17 protein-coding genes and 3 rRNA genes are annotated in these 22,257 nt (G+C 66.5%); 17 read left to right on the top strand and 3 right to left on the bottom strand.

All coding sequences use genetic code 11. The features are described from left to right. Positions 1 to 9 precede the first annotated feature (9 nt). From HWX58_RS09885 to HWX58_RS09895, 3 genes are all read left to right on the top strand, one after another. Positions 10 to 1,104 (top strand): heparan-alpha-glucosaminide N-acetyltransferase domain-containing protein, encoded by a 1,095-nt coding sequence (locus HWX58_RS09885; protein ID WP_175987551.1) that lies wholly within the window; start codon positions 10 to 12, stop codon positions 1,102 to 1,104. A 32-nt stretch (positions 1,105 to 1,136) separates the two neighbouring features. Next, positions 1,137 to 2,567, top strand: a complete 1,431-nt coding sequence (gene argH / locus HWX58_RS09890; RefSeq protein ID WP_175987467.1) for an argininosuccinate lyase — start codon at positions 1,137 to 1,139, stop codon at positions 2,565 to 2,567. 73 nt (positions 2,568 to 2,640) lie between these two features. Then, a complete protein-coding gene (locus HWX58_RS09895) occupies positions 2,641 to 3,288 on the top strand; it encodes a SatD family protein (RefSeq protein ID WP_175987469.1) in 648 nt (215 codons plus the stop codon). 100 nt (positions 3,289 to 3,388) lie between these two features. Here HWX58_RS09895 and HWX58_RS09900 read toward each other — a convergent pair whose 3' ends face one another. Beyond that, the gene (locus tag HWX58_RS09900; protein WP_175987471.1) at positions 3,389 to 3,979 is read right to left on the bottom strand and encodes a hypothetical protein; all 591 of its coding nucleotides are present in this window, start codon (positions 3,977 to 3,979) and stop codon (positions 3,389 to 3,391) included. Positions 3,980 to 4,041: 62 nt separating this feature from the next. Here HWX58_RS09900 and tyrS point away from each other — a divergent pair, with 62 nt between their 5' ends. Beyond that, the gene (gene tyrS, locus HWX58_RS09905) at positions 4,042 to 5,343 is read left to right on the top strand and encodes a tyrosine--tRNA ligase (RefSeq protein ID WP_175987473.1); all 1,302 of its coding nucleotides are present in this window, start codon (positions 4,042 to 4,044) and stop codon (positions 5,341 to 5,343) included. Then, positions 5,343 to 6,152 carry a DUF4184 family protein gene (locus tag HWX58_RS09910; RefSeq protein ID WP_175987475.1) on the top strand — a complete coding sequence of 270 codons (810 nt, stop codon included), beginning with the start codon at positions 5,343 to 5,345 and terminating at the stop codon, positions 6,150 to 6,152. Before tyrS ends, HWX58_RS09910 begins: the two co-directional genes overlap by 1 nt. On the opposite strand, the gene HWX58_RS09915 is transcribed toward HWX58_RS09910, so the two are convergent. Beyond that, the gene (locus HWX58_RS09915) at positions 6,103 to 7,338 is read right to left on the bottom strand and encodes a CoA transferase (RefSeq protein WP_175987478.1); all 1,236 of its coding nucleotides are present in this window, start codon (positions 7,336 to 7,338) and stop codon (positions 6,103 to 6,105) included. The two genes, HWX58_RS09910 and HWX58_RS09915, sit on opposite strands and share 50 nt — an antisense overlap. A 506-nt stretch (positions 7,339 to 7,844) precedes the next feature. Between HWX58_RS09915 and HWX58_RS09920 the strand changes: the two genes are divergently transcribed. From HWX58_RS09920 to rrf, 3 genes are all read left to right on the top strand, one after another. After that, a 16S ribosomal RNA gene (locus tag HWX58_RS09920) occupies positions 7,845 to 9,367 on the top strand. 427 nt (positions 9,368 to 9,794) lie between these two features. Beyond that, a 23S ribosomal RNA gene (locus HWX58_RS09925) occupies positions 9,795 to 12,901 on the top strand. A 128-nt stretch (positions 12,902 to 13,029) separates the two neighbouring features. Further along, positions 13,030 to 13,146: ribosomal RNA gene (rrf, locus tag HWX58_RS09930) — 5S ribosomal RNA — on the top strand. Together the 16S, 23S and 5S rRNA genes form the textbook arrangement of a ribosomal RNA operon. Positions 13,147 to 13,151: 5 nt before the next feature. Here the strand turns inward: rrf and HWX58_RS09935 are convergent. Next, positions 13,152 to 13,814: a hypothetical protein gene (locus HWX58_RS09935; protein WP_175987480.1), complete on the bottom strand. Its 663-nt coding sequence runs from the start codon at positions 13,812 to 13,814 to the stop codon at positions 13,152 to 13,154. Here HWX58_RS09935 and HWX58_RS09940 point away from each other — a divergent pair. The 9 genes from HWX58_RS09940 to xerD are packed head-to-tail and all read left to right on the top strand — an operon-like array spanning position 13,803 to position 22,233. Further along, positions 13,803 to 14,396: a hypothetical protein gene (locus tag HWX58_RS09940; RefSeq protein ID WP_250646192.1), complete on the top strand. Its 594-nt coding sequence runs from the start codon at positions 13,803 to 13,805 to the stop codon at positions 14,394 to 14,396. The genes HWX58_RS09935 and HWX58_RS09940 overlap by 12 nt on opposite strands. After that, on the top strand, positions 14,397 to 15,428 hold the full coding sequence (locus tag HWX58_RS09945) for an HAD-IIA family hydrolase (protein WP_175987482.1): 1,032 nt from the start codon (positions 14,397 to 14,399) through the stop codon (positions 15,426 to 15,428). Positions 15,429 to 15,473: 45 nt separating this feature from the next. Beyond that, complete coding sequence (locus tag HWX58_RS09950) at positions 15,474 to 15,653, top strand: hypothetical protein (protein ID WP_175987485.1); 180 nt, start codon at positions 15,474 to 15,476, stop codon at positions 15,651 to 15,653. Further along, complete coding sequence (locus HWX58_RS09955) at positions 15,650 to 16,447, top strand: TlyA family RNA methyltransferase (protein WP_175987487.1); 798 nt, start codon at positions 15,650 to 15,652, stop codon at positions 16,445 to 16,447. Before HWX58_RS09950 ends, HWX58_RS09955 begins: the two co-directional genes overlap by 4 nt. Beyond that, complete coding sequence (locus tag HWX58_RS09960) at positions 16,444 to 17,355, top strand: NAD kinase (RefSeq protein ID WP_175987488.1); 912 nt, start codon at positions 16,444 to 16,446, stop codon at positions 17,353 to 17,355. The genes HWX58_RS09955 and HWX58_RS09960 overlap by 4 nt, the downstream gene beginning before the upstream one ends. Beyond that, positions 17,352 to 19,061 carry a DNA repair protein RecN gene (gene recN / locus HWX58_RS09965; protein WP_175987491.1) on the top strand — a complete coding sequence of 570 codons (1,710 nt, stop codon included), beginning with the start codon at positions 17,352 to 17,354 and terminating at the stop codon, positions 19,059 to 19,061. The genes HWX58_RS09960 and recN overlap by 4 nt, the downstream gene beginning before the upstream one ends. Positions 19,062 to 19,075: 14 nt before the next feature. After that, positions 19,076 to 20,770 (top strand): CTP synthase, encoded by a 1,695-nt coding sequence (gene pyrG, locus HWX58_RS09970; protein WP_175987494.1) that lies wholly within the window; start codon positions 19,076 to 19,078, stop codon positions 20,768 to 20,770. After that, positions 20,763 to 21,329, top strand: coding sequence for an NUDIX domain-containing protein (locus HWX58_RS09975; RefSeq protein WP_175987496.1), 567 nt, complete (start codon positions 20,763 to 20,765; stop codon positions 21,327 to 21,329). Before pyrG ends, HWX58_RS09975 begins: the two co-directional genes overlap by 8 nt. Before the next feature lies 1 nt (position 21,330). Next, positions 21,331 to 22,233 (top strand): site-specific tyrosine recombinase XerD, encoded by a 903-nt coding sequence (gene xerD, locus HWX58_RS09980; RefSeq protein WP_175987498.1) that lies wholly within the window; start codon positions 21,331 to 21,333, stop codon positions 22,231 to 22,233. The last annotated feature ends 24 nt before the right edge of the window (positions 22,234 to 22,257 follow it).

Consider the following 22,257-nt stretch of genomic DNA (forward strand, 5'->3'; position numbering starts at 1 on the left):
CGCGCTGTGATGATGGCGGGTCGTCTGCGCGCGAACTGGCGACGGCTGAACGGCCCTGACCGTATCGCCGGGGTCGACCTCGCGCGCGGACTGGCGGTGATCGGCATGTTCGCCGCGCACCTGCTGGTCACCGCCGACGGTTTCGTCTGGGGTGATCCGACGAGCTGGACGGCGCTCGTCGACGGTCGCTCGTCGATCCTGTTCGCCACCCTCGCCGGCGTATCCATCGGCCTCGTCACCGGCGGCCCGACCCCGCTCGGACGCCGGGAGATGAGCGTGGCCCGCGCCCGCCTGGCATTGCGCGGCGCGATGCTCCTCGTGCTCGGCATCCTGCTCATCCTCACCGGGGTCCCCGTGTACGTGATCCTGCCCGCCTACGCGATCCTGTTCCTCATCGCGCTGCCGTTCACTCGAATGCCGGCACGTGCGGTGCTCGGGACCGCCGCCGGGCTTGCGATCGTCATGCCGTTCGTCCAGCCCGCGCTGAACGAACTGCCGATCTGGCAGATGCCGTTCGGTGGGGAGATCGATGCGTTCCTCGGCTGGCACTACCCGTTCACCGTGTGGATCGCGTTCGTGCTCGCCGGGCTCGGCGTCGCCAGGGCAGGCATCACGCGCCTGCGAACGCAGATCGGGATGCTCATCGCCGGTGGTGCGCTCGCCGCGGTCGGGTACGGTCTGGCCGAGCTGCCACCACCGTCCGCCGACCCGTACTGGTGGTCGGTGTGGACGGCCGAGCCGCATTCCTCGGGGCTGCTCGAGGCGATCGGGTCCGGTGGCTTCGCCATCGCTGTCCTGGCGACCTGTCTCCTGCTGTGCCGCGTCGCCGTGCTGAAGGCCGTCTCCCTGCCGTTGCGCGCAACGGGAGCGATGCCGCTCACGGCATATACGGTCCAGCTCGTGGTGTGGGCCGCCGTCGCCCTCACCCTGTTCGGTGACACGAGCGACCTTTTCGGCTTCCGTGAGCTGGAGCCGTTCTGGCCGCTGACGATCGGTGTGCTCATCGGCTGCACAGCCTGGGCGCTTCTCGTGGGACGCGGCCCGCTGGAGTGGCTGCTGGACCGCTCGGCGCGCGCCGCCGTGTCCTCGCCCCGGCCGACGTGAAGCCGCTGCTGCGCCGCCGCTAGTCTGGGGGGATGAGCGAGGCGAAGAACGACGGCACGAACGAGGGCGCGCTCTGGGGCGCACGATTCGCATCGGGGCCGTCGCCCGAACTGGCCGAACTCAGCCGTTCCACGCACTTCGACTGGATCCTGGCCCCGTACGACATCGCCGGGTCCCACGCCCACGCCACCGCGCTCGCCGCCGCAGGGTATCTCGAGGCCGACGAGGAGCAGCGGATGCACGAGGGACTCGACGCCGTGGCGCGCAAGGTCGCCGACGGCACGATCGTCCCGCAGCCGAGCGACGAGGACGTCCACGGCGCTCTCGAGCAGGCGCTCATCGCCGAGCTCGGCCCTGAACTCGGCGGGCGCCTGCGCGCTGGCCGCTCGCGCAACGACCAGATCGCGACGCTCGTGCGCATGTATCTGATCGATCATGCGAAGGTCATCGCCCGCGACATCCTCCGCGTCATCGACGCGCTCGTCGCCCAGGCCGAGGCGCATCCCGAAGCGATCCTCCCCGGTCGCACCCACCTGCAGCATGCCCAGCCGGTGCTCCTGGCCCACCACCTGCAGGCGCACGCCTGGCCGCTGGTCCGCGAGCTCGAGCGCCTCGTCGACTGGCGCGTGCGCGCCGGCGTCTCGCCGTACGGCGGGGGAGCGCTCGCGGGGTCGACGCTGGGGCTAGACCCCGACCTCGTCGCCCGTGAGCTGGGGCTCGACCGCCCGGCCGAGAACTCGCTCGACGGCACGGCCGCGCGTGACGTCGTCGCGGAGTTCGCGTTCATCACCGCGATGATCGGCGTCGACCTCTCCCGCCTGTCCGAGGAGATCATCCTCTGGAACACGCGCGAGTTCGGATTCGTCACGCTGCATGACAGCTACTCGACCGGGTCGAGCATCATGCCGCAGAAGAAGAACCCCGACATCGCCGAGCTCACCCGGGGCAAGTCCGGCAGACTGATCGGCAACCTCACGGGACTCATGGCCACGCTCAAGGGTCTTCCGCTGGCGTACAACCGCGACCTGCAGGAGGATAAGGAGCCGGTCTTCGACTCGGTGAACACCCTCGAGGTCGTGCTCCCCGCCTTCGCCGGCATGGTCGCGACGCTGCGCTTCGACACGGAGCGGATGGCGGAGCTCGCTCCGCAGGGCTTCTCACTGGCGACGGACGTCGCCGAATGGCTGGTCAAGCGCCGGGTGCCGTTCCGTGACGCGCACGAGATCTCGGGTGCGCTGGTGCGGGCCTGCGAGGAGCAGGGGATCGGCCTCGAGCATGCGGACGACACGCTGCTCGCGCAGGTGTCGGAGCACCTGACGCCCCAGGTGCGCGAGGTGCTGAGCATCGAGGGATCGGTCGCGTCCCGCACCGGAACCGGAGGGACGGCTCCGGTGCGTGTGGAGGAGCAGCGGTCCGAGCTCGTCGCGCGGACGCAGAAGGCCGCGCACGCGCTCGGACTCTGACGATCGGGACTGATATTCTCCAGTAATCAGGCATTCACTTATATCTACGGAATATCAGTGATACGCTGATGTCATGACCATCGTGGTGACGGCGGACATCATCGGCTCCCGGCGGCTCGCCGACCGGGCGGCGGCGCAGCGCGCGTTCGACGACACGATCGCCCGCGTCGAACGCGACTTCCCCGTCGCGACGCAGGGGCTGCGACCCACGGTCGGGGACGAGCAGCAGGCGGTCTATCCGACGCTGGAGGCGGCGCTCGGAGTGATCCTGCTGCTGCGGCTGGCCCTGCCGGACGGCGTGGAGTTCCGATACGGCATCGGCATCGGCGACGTGGGCACCGTCCCGTCGACGGCATCCGCGCAGGGCATCGCGGACGGTCCGGGCTGGTGGGCGGCACGCAGCGCCATCGAGCACGTGGAGGCGCTGCAGAGGCGGACGGCCCCGCAGGCGCGCAGCTGGATCGTCGCGCACGAGAGCGAGAAGGAGCGCTACGCGGACGCCGTGCGGTGGGCGAACGCCTACCTGCTCAGCCGCGACGAGATCGTCGGCGCGATGTCGGAGCGCGTGCGCAGACTGACCTACGGCCGCTGCCTCTCGCGCACGCAGAGCGACCTGGCGACGACCGAGGGGATCACGCAGTCCGCAGTGTCGCAGAGCCTGTCGACGTCGGGCGCGGCCGTCGTCGTCGAGGGGTTCCGGCTGCTCGGGGTTGCGCCGTAGCAGAATGCTGCACCGTCACCAAACCAGCGCCGTCACCACACCAGCGCCGTCACCACACCAGCGCCGTCACCACACCAGCGCCGTCACCACACCAGCGCCGTCACCAAACCAGAGCGAGGCGGATGATCGCGCCGATCACCCCGGCCCAGAGCATGCTCGCGACCGTGCCGATGATGAACCGCTCCCTGGCCTCGGACTCGGCCAGCTCGGGGAAGCGGCCGATGCCCTTGACGGCGATGATGGCTGCGATCGCCTCGGGGAACCCGACCGTGATCGCGATGACCATGGCGACGCGTTCGAGGTACCCGATCACCGTGCCGCCGCGCATCAGCGTCTGTGCTTGATCGGGATCGGTGCCGTGCGCAGCCATGATGAGGATGCCGCCGTCCTCGGTTTCGCGCACGCGCTTGCCCGTGGCGATGTCGAGAGCCCGTCGGGTGAACGGATTGCCGCCGATCGTCGCGGCGGCGATTCCGAGCACGGTCAGCGAGATCGCCGCTGCGATCGGCATGTGTGTCGGGCGCACGACCACGATGGTCACGAGGGCTGCGGCCACGAGCCCACCGGCGACGGCCATCGGCGGCGTCGTGGGCCTGCGGAGGCTCACGAAGGAGAGGACCAGCACCGCGCACAGCATCAGCGCGATGATCGCGGCCACGACGATCGACACGTACTCATCCACCGGTGACATGCCGTCAGCTTCCCACGGGCGGCGGACATGGCGGCACACCCCGCGCTGATAGCCTGGAGTGCGTGTCGAATCCCGCTCTGACGACTGCCCCGCAGGCGATCGATCCCACGTTCGAGAACGTGTGGGACGAGATCGTCTGGCGCGGCCTCGTCCACGTGTCCACCGACCAGGAGGCGCTGCGCGCCCTTCTCGCCGGAGACCCGATCACGTACTACTGCGGATTCGACCCGACAGCGCCCAGCCTGCACCTCGGCAACCTCGTGCAGCTGCTGCTGTTGCGTCGCCTGCAGCTCGCCGGCCACAAGCCGATCGGCCTCGTCGGCGGATCGACCGGGCTCATCGGCGACCCGCGGCCCACGGCCGAGCGCACTCTCAACACGCGAGAGACGGTCGAGGAGTGGGTCGGGCGGCTGCGCGCCCAGGTCGAGCGCTTCCTCAGCTTCGAAGGCGAGAACGCCGCGCGCATGGTGAACAACCTCGACTGGACCGCGCCGATGAGCGCGATCGACTTCCTGCGCGAGATCGGCAAGCACTACCGCGTCGGGACCATGCTGAAGAAGGATGCCGTCGCCGCGCGCCTGAATTCGGATGCCGGCATCAGCTACACCGAGTTCAGCTACCAGATCCTGCAGGGCATGGACTTCCTCGAGCTCTACCGTCAGTATGACTGCGTGCTGCAGACCGGCGGATCCGACCAGTGGGGCAACCTCACCAGCGGCACCGATCTCATCCACCGCGTCGAGGGGACTTCCGCGCACGCGATCGGCACGCCGCTGATCACGAACAGCGACGGCACGAAGTTCGGCAAGAGCGAGGGCAACGCCATCTGGCTGGATGCCGACATGTGCAGCCCGTACCGGATGTACCAGTTCTGGCTCTCGACGGCGGATGCCGATGTGATCGATCGCCTCAAGATCTTCACGTTCCTCACGCGCGCCGAGATCGAGGAGTACGCCGCTCTCGTCGAGACAGAGCCGTTCCGCCGGGCCGCGCAGAAGCGCCTCGCACTCGAGGTCGTCGCGACCGTGCACGGTGCGGATGCCACGGCCGCTGTGATCGCGGCATCCGACGCCCTGTTCGGGCAAGGCGACCTGAACGCACTCGACGCGGCCACGCTGCGCTCGGCGCTCGACGAGCTGCCCAACGCTACCCTCGCCGCCGGCACCGCAGTCGTCGACGCGCTCGTCGCGACCGGTCTCGTCGCGAGCCTGTCCGAGGCGCGCCGCGCGATCGCTCAGGGCGGGGTCTCCCTCGACGGTGCCCGCGTGGAGGACGATGCCGCCGTCGTGGAGGGCACTCTGCCCGGTGGTGTGTCGGTGCTCCGCCGCGGCAAGAAGACCCTCGCGGGAATCTTCATCGACTGATGCCGTTCACGCCGAGCCATGCGGTGGTCGCGCTGCCGTTCCTGCGCACGCCGCTGGTCCCTGCGGCGATCGCGATCGGGGCGATGACGCCCGATCTGCCCCTGTTCGTGCGCGGCTTCGGGGTGAGCTACCCGTTCACGCACACGTACGAGAACATCGTCTGGACCGCGATCATCGCGCTCGGGCTGTTCCTGCTCTGGCGGGTCGTACTGCGTCCGGTGGCTACGGAGCTGTCGCCGGGGTGGGTCGCCCGCAGACTGCCGGACGACTGGAACATGCCGGCGGCGGATGCCGTGAACGAGGCGCTGGGCACCGGTCAGCGCTGGACGCGGGCGGTCGCACTGGCGGCGTCCCTGCTCATCGGCGTTCTCTCGCACATCGTGTGGGACGAGTTCACGCACGAGGGCAGGCTGGGGCTGCAGCTCCTGCCCGCGATCGCGGAGCAGTGGGGGCCGCTGCAGGGCTTCACATGGCTGCAGCACGGCTCGAGCGTGGCGGGTCTGGTGATCATCGCGATCTGGGCGGCGCTGTGGTTGCGCCGTGCGCGCCCGCGGCCTCACGTGCAGCGGTCGACGCGCCCGTGGGTCCGTGTGCTGTGGTGGGCGTCGCTCCCCGTGATCCTCGTCGCGGCGTGGCTGATCGGCTACGCGACGCTCGGACCGCTCACGCCGGACTTCACCGTGCAGCATCTCGCGTACCGGGTGCTCCCGTTCGCGAGCGGCATCTGGGCGATGGGAACCCTCGCACTGTGCGTGGCGCTCACCATTGTGGGGCGTCCGTCGCCCACGCGCGGGGCGCCGCGAAGCTGAAGCCCGGAATCGCTGCCCGCGCGGTCGTGACGATCCGACCGCCGACCGTGAACTCCTGCGTGTGCGGCGCCGGGTCGATCTCGGCCGCCGGCGCCGGCTGCGAGCGGCGCGGCATCCCGAGCAGTTCGGCGGCCACGCGGCGGAGCGAGGTCGAGACGTGCCAGCCGCCGCCCTCATCGCGGCGTCGGCGGACTGCGTCGATGACGCCCGCGGCGAGCAGATACCCGGCGCTGTGGTCGAGCGCTTGGGCGGGGAGTACACCAGGGGTCTCGCCGTCCGGCGACTCGACCATCGCGATGCCGGACTCGGCCTGCACGAGGCTGTCGAAGCCGGCGCGATCCGGATGCTCGGCACCCCACGCGCTCAGTTGCGCGACGATCAGGCCCGGATGCCGCTCGGTGAGCGCGTCGGGGGAGAGGCCGAGACGCTCAATGGCGGCGGGCCGGTAACCGAGGACGACGACGTCGGCGCCGGCCAGCAGCGTCTGCAGCCCGGGCGAGCGCGCATCGAGGATCGCGCTGCGCTTGCCGTGCCCCGTGTCGAGGTGCTGCCACACCGGCTCGGGCAGGTGCGGAGGATCGATGCGCAGAACGTCGGCTCCGAGTAGTGCGAGAGTGCGCGTGCACACGGGGCCGGCGATCACGCGCGTCAGGTCGAGGACGCGGATGCCGCGCAGCGGCGCGTCGTGATCGGAAGGACGCGCGGCTGCCGGTGGCGCTTCGTCGTCGCCCGTCCGGCTGATCTCGACGAGAGGGCGGGCACGGAGTTCCGCATCGATCGCGGGATCCTCCGCACCGACCACGACGGCGAGACCGCCGGCGGCCGTGATGCGCCCGACGCTGTCGCTGCCCGCAGCTCCGGCGATGATCGATCCGACATCCGGCGCGCCTGCGTCATCGGGCAGGCCGAGCCCGCACAGCAGTGCTCGAGCGTGGTGCGGGTAGTTGCCGTGGGTGCGCATCCATCCGTCGGCGGATCGCCAGAACCCCGAGTACGGCGACCAGACCTCGGGCATCGTGCCGTCGATGCGGAAGACGCGGTCACTGCGGTAAGCGAGGGCGATGCGATCGGCGTCGAGGGTCGAGGTGCGATCCAGCCCGGCCGCGCGGAGGACGGCGGTGACGCTCGCCCGCGCGAGTTCGCCGGTGGCGAGCCGAGAGGGGAGGGGGATCGGATGCTCGCTCATGGGCCCGATCGTACGCGACACGCCCGGGATCCCACGCGGATTTGCCGCCCTGCGCCGATCCCGCGTAAGTTATTACCTGTTCGCCCCACAGGGTTGAGCAAGGGCCAAGGCTCAGCTCCCCTCAAGTGGCGGACCACCTCCCGAAACACAGAAGATCACCTCGGTGAACGACTGCGTTTCGGGATGCTCTGTGGTTCCGCAGATCGCACCGGGTTCGCTCGGATCGCCGATTTGACAAACGGATCCCATGGGGTAAGATTGAGAAGTTGCCCTGCGGGCCTGGTTGTGATGACTGGGTCGTGGGTGCGTCCGATCCTTGAGAACTCAACAGCGTGCACTTGTCAAATGCCAAATAACCTCGACTCTGCTTCGGCAGGGTGAGATTCCTTTGGATCAAAGACCAACCCCTTCGGGGGTTGGCAACGGATAGTCAGCAATGATTTATCTCTTTGGTCAGTTTCAAACTCGCAGCCTTGACCTTATTCCGGTTTTGGTTTGCTTCTTTTTTTACGGAGAGTTTGATCCTGGCTCAGGATGAACGCTGGCGGCGTGCTTAACACATGCAAGTCGAACGATGAAGCCCAGCTTGCTGGGTGGATTAGTGGCGAACGGGTGAGTAACACGTGAGCAACCTGCCCCTGACTCTGGGATAAGCGCTGGAAACGGCGTCTAATACTGGATACGAGTAGCGATCGCATGGTCAGTTACTGGAAAGATTTTTTGGTTGGGGATGGGCTCGCGGCCTATCAGCTTGTTGGTGAGGTAATGGCTCACCAAGGCGTCGACGGGTAGCCGGCCTGAGAGGGTGACCGGCCACACTGGGACTGAGACACGGCCCAGACTCCTACGGGAGGCAGCAGTGGGGAATATTGCACAATGGGCGGAAGCCTGATGCAGCAACGCCGCGTGAGGGATGACGGCCTTCGGGTTGTAAACCTCTTTTAGCAGGGAAGAAGCGAGAGTGACGGTACCTGCAGAAAAAGCGCCGGCTAACTACGTGCCAGCAGCCGCGGTAATACGTAGGGCGCAAGCGTTATCCGGAATTATTGGGCGTAAAGAGCTCGTAGGCGGTTTGTCGCGTCTGCTGTGAAATCCCGAGGCTCAACCTCGGGCCTGCAGTGGGTACGGGCAGACTAGAGTGCGGTAGGGGAGATTGGAATTCCTGGTGTAGCGGTGGAATGCGCAGATATCAGGAGGAACACCGATGGCGAAGGCAGATCTCTGGGCCGTAACTGACGCTGAGGAGCGAAAGGGTGGGGAGCAAACAGGCTTAGATACCCTGGTAGTCCACCCCGTAAACGTTGGGAACTAGTTGTGGGGTCCATTCCACGGATTCCGTGACGCAGCTAACGCATTAAGTTCCCCGCCTGGGGAGTACGGCCGCAAGGCTAAAACTCAAAGGAATTGACGGGGACCCGCACAAGCGGCGGAGCATGCGGATTAATTCGATGCAACGCGAAGAACCTTACCAAGGCTTGACATATACGAGAACGGGCCAGAAATGGTCAACTCTTTGGACACTCGTAAACAGGTGGTGCATGGTTGTCGTCAGCTCGTGTCGTGAGATGTTGGGTTAAGTCCCGCAACGAGCGCAACCCTCGTTCTATGTTGCCAGCACGTAATGGTGGGAACTCATGGGATACTGCCGGGGTCAACTCGGAGGAAGGTGGGGATGACGTCAAATCATCATGCCCCTTATGTCTTGGGCTTCACGCATGCTACAATGGCCGGTACAATGGGCAGCGATACCGTGAGGTGGAGCGAATCCCAAAAAGCCGGTCCCAGTTCGGATTGAGGTCTGCAACTCGACCTCATGAAGTCGGAGTCGCTAGTAATCGCAGATCAGCAACGCTGCGGTGAATACGTTCCCGGGTCTTGTACACACCGCCCGTCAAGTCATGAAAGTCGGTAACACCTGAAGCCGGTGGCCTAACCCTTGTGGAGGGAGCTGTCGAAGGTGGGATCGGTAATTAGGACTAAGTCGTAACAAGGTAGCCGTACCGGAAGGTGCGGCTGGATCACCTCCTTTCTAAGGAGCACTGCAGAACTTCGGTTCTGACAGAGCCGGTTCCGGAACACACGTTTCCGGCCGGAGCTCATGGGTGGAACATTTGACTTGGCATCATGGATGCATGGTTTTCGTTAGTACGCTGCTTCGGCGGTTGGAACGGGGAGGTCATGGGGATGTGGTGTATGCACGCTGTTGGGTCCTGAGGGACCGGAACCGGGTTCGTCTTCTTCGGAGGGCGGATCTTGGGACTGTACCTCTGGGCCCCTTTCTGGTTCACCGGTTGGTGAGTTGGTGGGGGTACCGCCCGTACTTTGAGAACTACACAGTGGACGCGAGCATCTTCAGCATCGCAGCCGGCCCTTTTAGGGTGGGTTGTGGTGTTGTGAAAGATGATCTTAAAGATCATTAGTCAATTTCAATTTTGACGATTCGAACTCATGTTTTGTTTCAAGTCTTTAAGAGCAAACGGTGGATGCCTTGGCATCTGGAGCCGAAGAAGGACGTAGCAATCTGCGATAAGCCTCGGGGAACTGATAAGCAAGTTTTGATCCGAGGGTGTCCGAATGGGGAAACCCCGCTGGGCGGCGTGCCGACCTAGTGACTCCCGCCTGAATATATAGGGCGGGTAGAGGGAACGTGGGGAAGTGAAACATCTCAGTACCCACAGGAAGAGAAAGCAACCGCGATTCCGTTAGTAGTGGCGAGCGAAACCGGATCAGGCTAAACCGAGTGTGTGTGATATCCGGCAGGAGTTGCATGTTCGGGGTTGTGGGACTCACCTGTCATCTCTGCCGAGGTGGCGACGTTACAGAAGCGTATAGACGAACGGTCTTGAAAGGCCGGTCATAGAGGGTGCCAACCCCGTAGTCGAAATGCGTGTTCTGGCGTGGAGAGTATCCCAAGTAGCACGGGGCCCGTGAAATCCCGTGTGAATCTGTCAGGACCACCTGATAAGCCTAAATACTCCCAGATGACCGATAGCGGACAAGTACCGTGAGGGAAAGGTGAAAAGTACCCCGGGAGGGGAGTGAAATAGTACCTGAAACCGTTTGCTTACAAACCGTTGGAGCCTCCTTAGTAGGGGTGACAGCGTGCCTTTTGAAGAATGAGCCTGCGAGTTAGTGATATGTGGCGAGGTTAACCCGTGTGGGGTAGCCGTAGCGAAAGCGAGTCTGAATAGGGCGATTCAGTCGCATGTCCTAGACCCGAAGCGAAGTGATCTATCCATGGCCAGGTTGAAGCGCGTGTAAGAGCGCGTGGAGGACCGAACCCACTTAGGTTGAAAACTGAGGGGATGAGCTGTGGATAGGGGTGAAAGGCCAATCAAACTTCGTGATAGCTGGTTCTCTCCGAAATGCATTTAGGTGCAGCGTTGCGTGTTTCTTGCCGGAGGTAGAGCTACTGGATGGCCGATGGGCCCTACAAGGTTACTGACGTCAGCCAAACTCCGAATGCCGGTAAGTGAGAGCGCAGCAGTGAGACTGTGGGGGATAAGCTTCATAGTCGAGAGGGAAACAACCCAGACCACCATCTAAGGTCCCTAAGCGCGTGCTAAGTGGAAAAGGATGTGGAGTTGCTTAGACAACCAGGAGGTTGGCTTAGAAGCAGCCACCCTTGAAAGAGTGCGTAATAGCTCACTGGTCAAGTGATTCCGCGCCGACAATGTAACGGGGCTCAAGCACGCCACCGAAGTTGTGGCATTGACATTTTTGGTAGGCCTTCGTGGTCCAGCCGTGTTGATGGGTAGGAGAGCGTCGTGTGGCCGGCGAAGCGGCGGGGTGACCCAGCCGTGGAGGCTACACGAGTGAGAATGCAGGCATGAGTAGCGAAAGACGTGTGAGAAACATGTCCTCCGAAAGACCAAGGGTTCCAGGGTCAAGCTAATCTTCCCTGGGTAAGTCGGGACCTAAGGCGAGGCCGACAGGCGTAGTCGATGGACAACGGGTTGATATTCCCGTACCGGCGAAGAACCGCCCAAGCTAATCCAGTGGTGCTAAGTATCTGAATCCTCATGACCGGATCCCTTCGGGGTGATGGGGTGAGGCCTAGCGTACGACCCCATGCTGGTGCGGTTAGCGTATTAACAGGTGTGACGCAGGAAGGTAGCCCAACCCGGGCGATGGTTGTCCCGGGGCAAGTGCGTAGGCCGAGTCATAGGCAAATCCGTGACTCATGTGGCTGAGACACGATGCGGATAAAAAGTGGGTGATCCTATGCTGCCGAGAAAAGCATCGACGCGAGGTTCTAGCCGCCCGTACCCCAAACCGACTCAGGTGGTCAGGTAGAGAATACCAAGGAGATCGAGAGAATCGTGGTTAAGGAACTCGGCAAAATGCCCCCGTAACTTCGGGAGAAGGGGGGCCATCCACTTATTAGGACTTGCTCCGAAAGGGTGTGGTGGCCGCAGAGACTAGTGGGTAGCGACTGTTTATTAAAAACACAGGTCCGTGCCAAGTCGCAAGACGATGTATACGGACTGACGCCTGCCCGGTGCTGGAAGGTTAAGAGGACCGGTTAGCCGCAAGGCGAAGCTGAGAATTTAAGCCCCAGTAAACGGCGGTGGTAACTATAACCATCCTAAGGTAGCGAAATTCCTTGTCGGGTAAGTTCCGACCTGCACGAATGGCGTAACGACTTCCCAGCTGTCTCAACCGCGAACTCGGCGAAATTGCACTACGAGTAAAGATGCTCGTTACGCGCAGCAGGACGGAAAGACCCCGTGACCTTTACTACAGCTTGGTATTGGTGTTCGGTGTGGCTTGTGTAGGATAGGTGGGAGACTGTGAAGCGTGGACGCCAGTTCACGTGGAGTCGTTGTTGAAATACCACTCTGGTCACTCTGGATATCTAACTTCGAACCGTGATCCGGTTCAGGGACAGTGCCTGGTGGGTAGTTTAACTGGGGCGGTTGCCTCCCAAAAAGTAACGGAGGCGCCCAAAGGTTCCCTCAACCTGGTTGGCAATCAGGTGGCGAGTGTAAGTGCACAAGGGAGCTTGACTGTGAGACTGACAGGTCGAGCAGGGACGAAAGTCGGGACTAGTGATCCGGCAGTGGCTTGTGGAAGCGCTGTCGCTCAACGGATAAAAGGTACCTCGGGGATAACAGGCTGATCTTGCCCAAGAGTCCATATCGACGGCATGGTTTGGCACCTCGATGTCGGCTCGTCGCATCCTGGGGCTGGAGTAGGTCCCAAGGGTTGGGCTGTTCGCCCATTAAAGCGGTACGCGAGCTGGGTTTAGAACGTCGTGAGACAGTTCGGTCCCTATCCGCTGCGCGCGTAGGAAGTTTGAGAGGATCTGACCCTAGTACGAGAGGACCGGGGTGGACGAACCTCTGGTGTGTCAGTTGTTCCGCCAGGAGCACCGCTGATTAGCTACGTTCGGGATGGATAACCGCTGAAAGCATCTAAGCGGGAAGCCGGCCTCAAGATGAGACTTCCATGCCCCTTGTGGGTGAGAGGCTCCCAGTAGACGACTGGGTTGATAGGCCAGATGTGGAAGCACGGCAACGTGTGGAGCTGACTGGTACTAATAAGCCGATGACTTGATAACACCCTTATTTTCATCAGTTCGAATTCTTTCTGATGCCGCGTCCACTGAGTGGTTCTCGATGTACGGTCGAGAACCGCAAACGAAAACAATACTTTTCGTTATGCGTATGATTGAAACATCAATAGTGTTTCGGCGGCCATAGCGTGAGGGAAACGCCCGGTCACATTCCGAACCCGGAAGCTAAGCCTCACAGCGCCGATGGTACTGCAGGGGGGACCCTGTGGGAGAGTAGGACACCGCCGGACTCCTTTTAGTCAAAATGGCCACCCAACGCAGGGTGGCCATTTTGCGTTAACAGAAGAGTTGAGAGAATCAGGACATGCCGAACGACGACGAGCGCCGACCGCGACGCGACGACGACAACCGCCCTGGAGACCGCCCTCGGCGGCCACACCCTGATCGCTCTTCTCCTACCGGGCGCTCCGGCGCCCCTCGTCGCGACGGTGGTGCCCCGAGTCGTGATGGAGACCGCCGTGAGGGCGGCTACCAGCGTCGCGATGGTGCGGCCCCTCGTCGCGACGGTGGTGCCCCGCGTCGTGATGGCGACCGTCGTGAGGGCGGTTACCAGCGTCGTGATGGTGCTGCGCCGCGTCGCGACGGCGGTGCCCCGCGTCGTGATGGCGATCGCCGTGAGGGCGGTTATCAGCGTCGTGATGGTGCTGCGCCGCGTCGTGATGGCGACCGTCGTGAGGGCGGCTACCAGCGTCGCGAAGGCGGCAGCCAGCGTGACGGCCGCGGCTTCCCGCAGCGCGGGGGTGCCGGCCGTGAGCGCCCGGATCGTCGGTCCGAGGATCGTCCGCGTCACGATGACCCGGTCGTTCCCGAAGAGATCACCGCGAAGGACCTGCAGAACGCGGCGCGCAATGAGTTGAAGACTCTGAGCAAGGAGAACGCGGAGCAGGTGGCGCGTCACCTCGCGATGGCCGCGCAGCTCATCGATGAAGACCCCGAGCTCGCCCACAAGCACGCCCTCGCGGCATCCCGTCGCGCCGGTCGCATCGCGATCGTCCGCGAGACGCTCGGCATCACCGCGTACGCGACCGGCGACTTCGCCCTCGCGCTTCGCGAGCTCCGCACCTATCGCCGGATCTCCGGCAAGGACGACCAGATCGCGCTCATGGTCGACAGCGAGCGCGGCGTCGGACGCCCCGACCGCGCCCTCGAGGCCGGTCGTGCGGTCGACCGCAGCGCTCTGCCGACGCCCGTACGCGTGGCGTTGGCGATCGCGATGTCGGGTGCCCGCCTCGACCAGGGCGAGCCAGAACTCGCCCTCGGCGAGCTGCAGATCCCCGAGCTCGACCCCGACCGCGCCTTCGAGTGGAGCCCCGCGCTGTTCAGCGCGCATGCGGCGGTACTTGAAGACCTCGGGCGAGACGACGAAGCATCCTTCTGGGCCGCTCGTGCCGAGGTCGCTGCCGACGCGCTGGGCCTGAACGACGAAGACGATGAGGAGATCTTCATCGAGGACGGCCTCATCGAGGGTGAGGAATCCTGAGTGGGACTCTTCTCCAAAGCGCGCGCCACACCTCTGGACGGCGTCGACGTCGTCCTCGCTGACCTCGATGGCGTCGTCTATGCCGGTCCCGGCGCTCTGCCCCACGCGGTCGAGAGCCTGAACCGGGTCGCCGAAACCCGTCGGGTCGGCTACATCACCAACAACGCGTCGCGCACGGATGCGTCGGTGGCCGGCCACCTCACCGAGCTCGGTCTCTCCGTCGCCGCCGAGGATGTCGTCACCAGTCCGCAGGCGGCCATGCGCCTGCTCGCCACCATGGTGCCCGCTCCAGCGACGCTGCTGATCGTCGGGGGTGAGGGGCTCGTCGTCGAGGCGGAGAAGGCCGGTTACCGGGTCACCCGCAGCGCAGAGGACGCGCCGGATGCCGTCGTCCAGGGCTTCGCACCCGAGGTCGCCTGGACGGACCTGGCCGAGGCGGCATTCGCGCTCAAGGTGCCCGAGGACGAGGGCGGCATCCCCTGGATCGCCACCAACAGCGACTGGACGATCCCGCGCGAGCGCGGCGTCGCCCCCGGCAACGGCACTCTGGTCTCTGCCGTGCACACGGCTGTCGGCCGCCTGGCGACCGTCGCGGGCAAGCCGGAGGTTCCGATCTTCGAAGAGGCGATCGCCCGCTTCAACGCGCACAAGACCCTGTTCATCGGCGACCGCCTCGATACGGACATCATGGGGGCAGCGCGCGTCGGCATCGATTCCGCGCTCGCGCTGACCGGGATCGACCGGCCCAAGCACGTCCTCGCCGCCCCCGAGGGCTCGCGTCCGACCTATGTGCTCAGCGACCTGCGCGAACTGCATGAGCCGTACCCGACGGTCGAGCGCCGGAACGGCGCCGTGACGGTCAACGGGGCAACGGTGCGCGTCGTCGGAGGAGACGTCGAGATCCTCGCCGAGGGAAAGCGGCACATCGACCTCGTCCGCGCCGGCGCCCACGCCATCTGGGATTCGGGCACGCCGATCTTCGTGCTCGACGTCCCCGAGAAGCTCTACGACGACCCGTTCCACCGGCCCTGACGCGCCTCGGCGTCTCCGCGCCCGAAGGCACGTACAGTGGAAGGCGTGAACGACCAGACCCCGCAGCCGACCGATGGCCTGTGGAGCCGTCTGCGCCTGATCGAGGGCCAGCCGCTGGCGGCCAGGGCCGAGGCCTACACCGCCGTGCACGACGAGCTGTTCCGCCGGCTCGAGGCGGGCGCCAGACTCGATTCGCCGGGCGCATCGCCGTCAGGAGACCGGTGACGCGCCTCGACGCCGCTCTCGCCGCGCGCGGACTCGCCCGCTCGCGCACGCACGCCTCGACGCTGATCGCAGCAGGACTGGTCAGCGTCGACGGACGCCAGATCATCAAGCCCTCGACCGGGGTCGCAGACGACGCCGTCATCGACGTCGCCGCGTCCGATCACTACGTCAGCCGGGGCGCGCACAAGCTCATTGCCGCCCTCGATGCGTTCGACGTCGCAGCAACCGGCAGGCTCGCGCTCGACATGGGGGCGTCCACCGGCGGCTTCACCCAGGTGCTCCGCGAACGCGGCGCGCGCACGGTTCTCGCGGTCGACGTCGGTCACGGGCAGCTGGCCGCATCCGTGGCGGCCGATCCCGGCGTCGTCGAGGTCGAGGGCTTCAACGTCCGGTATATGACGCCGCAGAGCCTCGCCGAGGCGACCGGGGAGACCAGCGCGCCGGAGCTCATCGTCGGCGACCTCTCGTTCATCTCGCTCGAGCACATCCTTCCCGCCGCTGCCGCCGTCGCGGCATCCGATGCCGACATCGTCGTCCTCGTCAAGCCGCAGTTCGAGGTGGGGCGCACCGCGGTCAGGGGCGGTCTCGTGACCGACCCGGCGACGCGCGCGGATGCCGTCGCGCGCGTCGTCTGGCACGGCTGGGATGCCGGACTCGGGATGCTCGGCATCATCGCGTCGCCGATCCTCGGCACGCACGGCAATGCCGAGTTCCTCGTCCACATGGCATCCGGACGCGGCAGCAATCCGACAGAATGGACGGAACGCATCGACGAGCTGGCAGGAGGACGATGAACGAGCGCAACATCCTGGTCGTCGCTCACGCCGGCCGGGACGACACGGTCGCCGCAGCCCGTCGCGTCATCGATCTTCTCCGCGGCGCCGGCGCGCGCCCCGTCCTCTCGATCGACGACCGCACCGAGCTGTCCGCCGTCGACGGAGGCTTCGCAGACGTCGACGTGCTGATCGACGACGTCGCGGTCGACGACCTCGAACTCGCCATCGTCCTCGGCGGCGACGGCACGATCCTGCGGGCGGCCGAGCTCGTCCGGAGCACGCGCAGCGCGCCCGTGCTCGGCATCAACATGGGCCATGTCGGCTTCCTCGCCGAGATCGAGCGCGATGCGATGGACGACGCCGTGCAGCGGGTCATCGACCGCGACTACGTCGTCGAGGAGCGCATGGCGCTGGCCGTGCGCGTCAAGAATGCCGCCGGCGACGTCGTCTACGAGACCTGGGCGCTCAACGAGGCCACGGTCGAGAAGGCGAGCCGGGAACGCATGATCGAGGTGGTCGTCGAGATCGACGGCCGGCCCCTGTCGAGCTACGGCTGCGACGGCATGGTCATCTCCACGCCGACCGGCTCGACCGCCTACAACTTCTCCGCCGGAGGTCCGGTGATCTGGCCCAGCGTCGAAGCCATCACCGTGATCCCGCTGTCGGCCCACGCGCTGTTCGCCCGCCCCCTCGTCGTGAGCCCCGACGCTTCCGTGGCGATCGAGATGCTCGAGCGCACCAGCGGCACCGGCATCCTGTGGTGCGATGGACGGCGCTCGCACGACCTGCCGCCCGGAGCCCGCGTCGTCGTCCGGCGGTCGTCGCGCCCCGTTCGTCTCGCGCGCCTGCACCCGGCGGCCTTCACCGACCGTCTCGTCCGCAAGTTCCAGCTCCCGGTGGCGGGGTGGCGAGGAGCGTCCTCATGATCGAGGAGATGCGGATGCGCGGCCTCGGCGTGATCGACGACGCCGTCCTGCCGCTCGGACCGGGTTTCACCGCGATCACGGGTGAGACCGGCGCGGGGAAGACCATGGTCGTGACCGGGCTCGGACTCCTGCTGGGCAACCGTGCCGACTCGGGGGCCGTGCGCGCCGGAGCCGATCAGGCGTCCGTCGCCGGCGTCTGGCTCGTCCCCGCCTCCGGCGCCGTCGCCGACATCGTCGCGGATGCCGGAGGCGAGCTCGAGGAGTTCGGATCCGGCGAGGGCGGGACCCCGCAGGGCGAGCTCTACGTCTCGCGCACCCTCAGCGCCGAAGGGCGCAGCCGCGCCAGCGTCGGCGGCCGTGCAGCTCCCGCCGGCGTGCTGTCGGCGCTCGCAGATGAACTCGTCGTCGTGCACGGCCAGTCCGAGCAGCTGCGGCTGCGTTCGGCGGCCGCCCAGCGCGACGCCCTCGACCGCTTCGGCGGCGCCCCGATCGCCGCAGCCCTCGAGACGTATTCGAGCGCGTACACGCGGTGGCGCGAGCTGGATGCCGAGATCACCGATCTGTCCGAGAACCGGGATCGCCGTGCCGAGGAGGCTGCTCGCCTCCGGGAGCAGCTGGCGCTCATCGAGGCGACGGCGCCCGAACCCGGGGAGGATGTCGTCCTCGCCGAGCGTGCCGAGCGCCTCGCGAACGCCGAGGAGCTGCGGGTCGCGGCGTCCCTCGCCAGGGGAGCGATCTCCAGCGAGGAGGGCGAACCCGATGCGTCGGCGCTCGTCGCCGAGGCGCGGCGCCACCTCGAACGCTCCGCGGACTCCGCGCTGGCCGGCATCGCCGAGGGCATCGCCGACGTCGGCTACCGGCTCTCCGACCTCGCCCTGCAGCTGTCCGCCTACCTCGCCGATCTCGACGAGTCGGGGCCGCACGAGCTCGCCGCCGTCGAAGAGCGCCGCGCGGCGCTGACGACTCTCGTCCGCACGCACGGCAGCCTCGATGAGGCGCTCGAGCTCTGGTCGAGCGGGTCGAACCGGCTCGCCGAACTCGACGACGACGGCGACCGCCTCGAGCGGCTGCAGAGCGAGCGGGATGCCGCGCGCGAGGCGCTCGACGCCGCAGCATCCGCCTTGACGGGCGCGCGCAGCGAAGCGGCATCCCGGCTCGGCGCCGCCGTCACCGAAGAACTCCATGCGCTGGCTATGCCCGACGCCCGGCTCGAGGTCGCCGTCCGCGAGGGCGCGGAGAGCTCGCACGGGCGCGACGATGTCGCGATCCTCCTCGCACCGCACCCCGGCGCCGAACCGCGCTCGGTCGCCAAGAGCGCGTCGGGCGGCGAGCTGTCCCGCGTGATGCTCGCGATCGAGGTCGTGATCGCGGGCACCGATCCGGTGCCGACGTTCGTGTTCGACGAGGTGGATGCAGGCATCGGCGGCGCCGCGGCCATCGAAGTCGGGCGGCGCCTGGCCCGCCTGGCGGAGTCCTCGCAGGTCATCGCCGTCACCCACCTGGCGCAGGTCGCGGCGTTCGCGTCGAATCACCTGTCGGTCGTGAAGTCCAACGACGGCGCCGTCACCGCGTCGAGCGTCCGGCGCCTGGACGGACCCGAGCGCGAGGCCGAGATGGCCCGACTGCTCTCGGGTCTCGCGGACTCCGACGCCGCACTCACCCATGCCCGTGAACTGCTCAGCCTTTCGGCCCCGGCGAACTGTTAGGATTGAAGCCCGTGATGAACTCTTCTGAGGCGCGGCCCGACAACGACACGACCAAACACATCTTCGTGACTGGTGGTGTCGTTTCTTCGTTGGGGAAGGGCCTGACGGCTGCGAGCCTCGGCAACCTCCTCACCGCGCGCGGACTGCGCGTCGTGATGCAGAAGCTCGACCCGTACTTGAACGTCGACCCCGGCACGATGAACCCGTTCCAGCACGGCGAGGTGTTCGTCACCGATGACGGCGCGGAGACCGACCTCGACATCGGGCACTACGAGCGCTTCCTCGACATCAACCTGTCGCAGGCGGCCAACGTCACCACCGGCCAGATCTACTCCCAGGTCATCGCCAAGGAGCGCCGCGGCGAGTACCTCGGCGACACCGTGCAGGTCATCCCGCACATCACCGACGAGATCAAGCGCCGCATGCGCCTGCAGGCGACCGAGGAGCCGCGCCCCGACGTCATCATCACCGAGGTGGGCGGAACCGTCGGCGACATCGAGTCGCAGCCGTTCCTCGAGTCCGCCAGGCAGTTGCGCCACGAGCTCGGCCGCGACAACGTCTTCTTCGTGCACGTCTCGCTCGTGCCGTTCATGGGCGCCTCCGGCGAGCAGAAGACCAAGCCCACCCAGCACTCCGTCGCAGCTCTCCGCCAGGTCGGAATCCAGCCCGACGCACTGGTGCTGCGCAGCGACCGGCCCGTCAGCGAGTCGAACCGCAACAAGATCGCCCTCATGTGCGACGTCGACGCCGAGGGCGTCATCAACACGGTCGACCTGCCGAGCATCTACGACATCCCGTCGACGCTGAACGACCAGGGCCTCGACTCGTACATCGTGCGACGTCTCGGTCTCGACGGAAAGGCTGCGGACGAGGTCGACTGGTCGCGCTGGCAGAAGGTGCTGCAGGCCGTCCACAACCCGAAGCACGAGGTGACGATCGGCCTGGTCGGCAAGTACATCGACCTGCCCGACGCCTACCTGTCCGTGACCGAGGCGCTGCGCGCCGGCGGTTTCGCCCACGAGGCGCACGTCAGCATCCGGTGGATCCCGTCCGACTCGTGCGAGACGCCCGAGGGCGCGGCCAAGGCCCTGTCCGACCTCGACGGCATCTGCGTGCCCGGCGGCTTCGGCATCCGCGGCATCGAGGGCAAGCTCGGCGCTCTGAAGTTCGCGCGCGAGCAGGGCATCCCCACGCTCGGCCTGTGCCTGGGCCTGCAGTGCATGGTGATCGAGTACGGCCGCAACGTGGCCGGCATCACCGGTGCGTCCTCGAGCGAATTCGACCCCGAGACCTCGGAGCCCGTCATCGCGACGATGACCGAGCAGGTCGAGATCCTCGACGGCGGCGACCTCGGCGGCACCATGCGCCTGGGGCTGTACGAAGCAGCCCTCACCGAGGGGTCGCTCGCGGCCGAGGTGTACGGCACCACGAAGATCTCCGAGCGCCACCGTCACCGCTACGAGGTCAACAACGCCTACCGTCAGCGGCTGTCGGACGCCGGGATCGTGTTCTCGGGGCTCAACCCCGAGCTCGACCTCGTCGAGTTCGTCGAGCTGCCCCGCGACGTTCACCCGTACTACATCGCCACGCAGGCGCACCCCGAGCTGCGCTCGCGCCCGACCGATCCGCACCCGCTGTTCCGCGGACTCGTCGGCGCGGCGATCGACCGTCACCGCTCCAGCGAGCTGTTCGACGTCGAAGATGAGTGAGGCCCTGCGGGACGAGCCCTTCGAACCGGAGGTCCTCCAGAGCGACCTGGTCTACAAGGGCCGGATCTGGGATGTCCGTTCCGATCGCGTCGCGTACGGCGACGGCGAGATCGTCCGCGAGTACGTGGATCACACCGGCGCTGTCGTCGTCGTCGCCCTCGACGACGACGGACGCGTGCTGATGATCCAGCAGTATCGGCATCCGATCCGCCACCGGGACTGGGAGCTGCCGGCGGGCCTCCTCGACATCGAGGGCGAGGACCCGATGATCGCAGCCCAGCGCGAGCTGGCCGAGGAGGCCGACCTCCGAGCGCGCGACTGGCAGCCGCTCGTGTCGACGTGGACGACTCCCGGCGGCAACAACGAGATGATCCGCATCTACCTGGCCACGGGCATCGAGGCGGCTCCGTCCGCCTTCGAGCGCGAGGACGAGGAGGCGGACATCCGTCTGGAATGGGTGCCGTTGGCCGAGGCTGTGGAGGGTGTGCTGGAGGGGCGGCTGCGCAACGGCATCCTCTCGCTCGGAGTGCTCGCGACCGAGCGGCGCCTGCGGGGCTGAGATGCGGCTCGACCGCGCGATCGACGCGTATCTGCGGCACATCACGATCGAACGGGGCCTGTCCGAGCACACGGTCGGCGCCTACAGTCGCGACCTCGCCGTCTACCTGAGCTGGCTGACGGATGCCGGCATCGCCGACACCACGGCGGTGACCGGTGCCGTGATCGGCCGATTCATCGCCGACCGCTCCGCCGTGGTTCCGGCACCTGCGGCGACGAGCCTGGCCCGGCTGCAGTCCTCGGTGCGCGGGCTGCACCGATTCCTCGTCCGCGAGGGGATCGAGGTCGAGGACCCCAGCGGACGGCTGCGCCCGCCCAAGACGCCGCAGCGGCTGCCCAAGGCCCTGACGATCGATCAGGTCGAGCGGCTGCTCGTCGCGCCTTCGGGGGAGGAGCCCCTCGGGATCCGCGATCGTGCGCTGCTCGAGCTGCTCTACGCCACCGGAGCCCGCGTGTCGGAGGCCGTCGGGCTCGACGTCGACGACCTCGCGCACGGCGACGTGCTGCGTCTGCGGGGCAAGGGATCCAAGGAGCGGATCGTGCCGGTCGGGTCCTTCGCCCGGGATGCCGTGGACGCGTATCTCACGCGGGTCAGGCCCGCTCTGGCGGCCAAGGGGAAGGCATCCGCCCGGCTGTTCCTGGGCGCGCGGGGGGCTCCGCTGTCGCGGCAGAGCGCGTGGCTCGTCATCCGGTCCGCCGCGGAGCGCGCGCAGATCACGGCCGAGGTGTCGCCGCACACACTGCGCCATTCGTTCGCGACGCACCTGCTGCAGGGCGGCGCCGATGTGCGCGTCGTGCAGGAGCTGCTCGGGCACGCGTCGGTGGCGACGACGCAGATCTACACGCATGTCTCGGTCGACACGCTGCGCGACATCTACGCCACCTCGCACCCGCGGGCCCGCTGACGGGCTGTGGGGGATCGCCGGGGG

The organism is Microbacterium tenebrionis, assembly GCF_903645325.1.
Classification (GTDB): Bacteria; Actinomycetota; Actinomycetes; order Actinomycetales; family Microbacteriaceae; genus Microbacterium; species Microbacterium tenebrionis.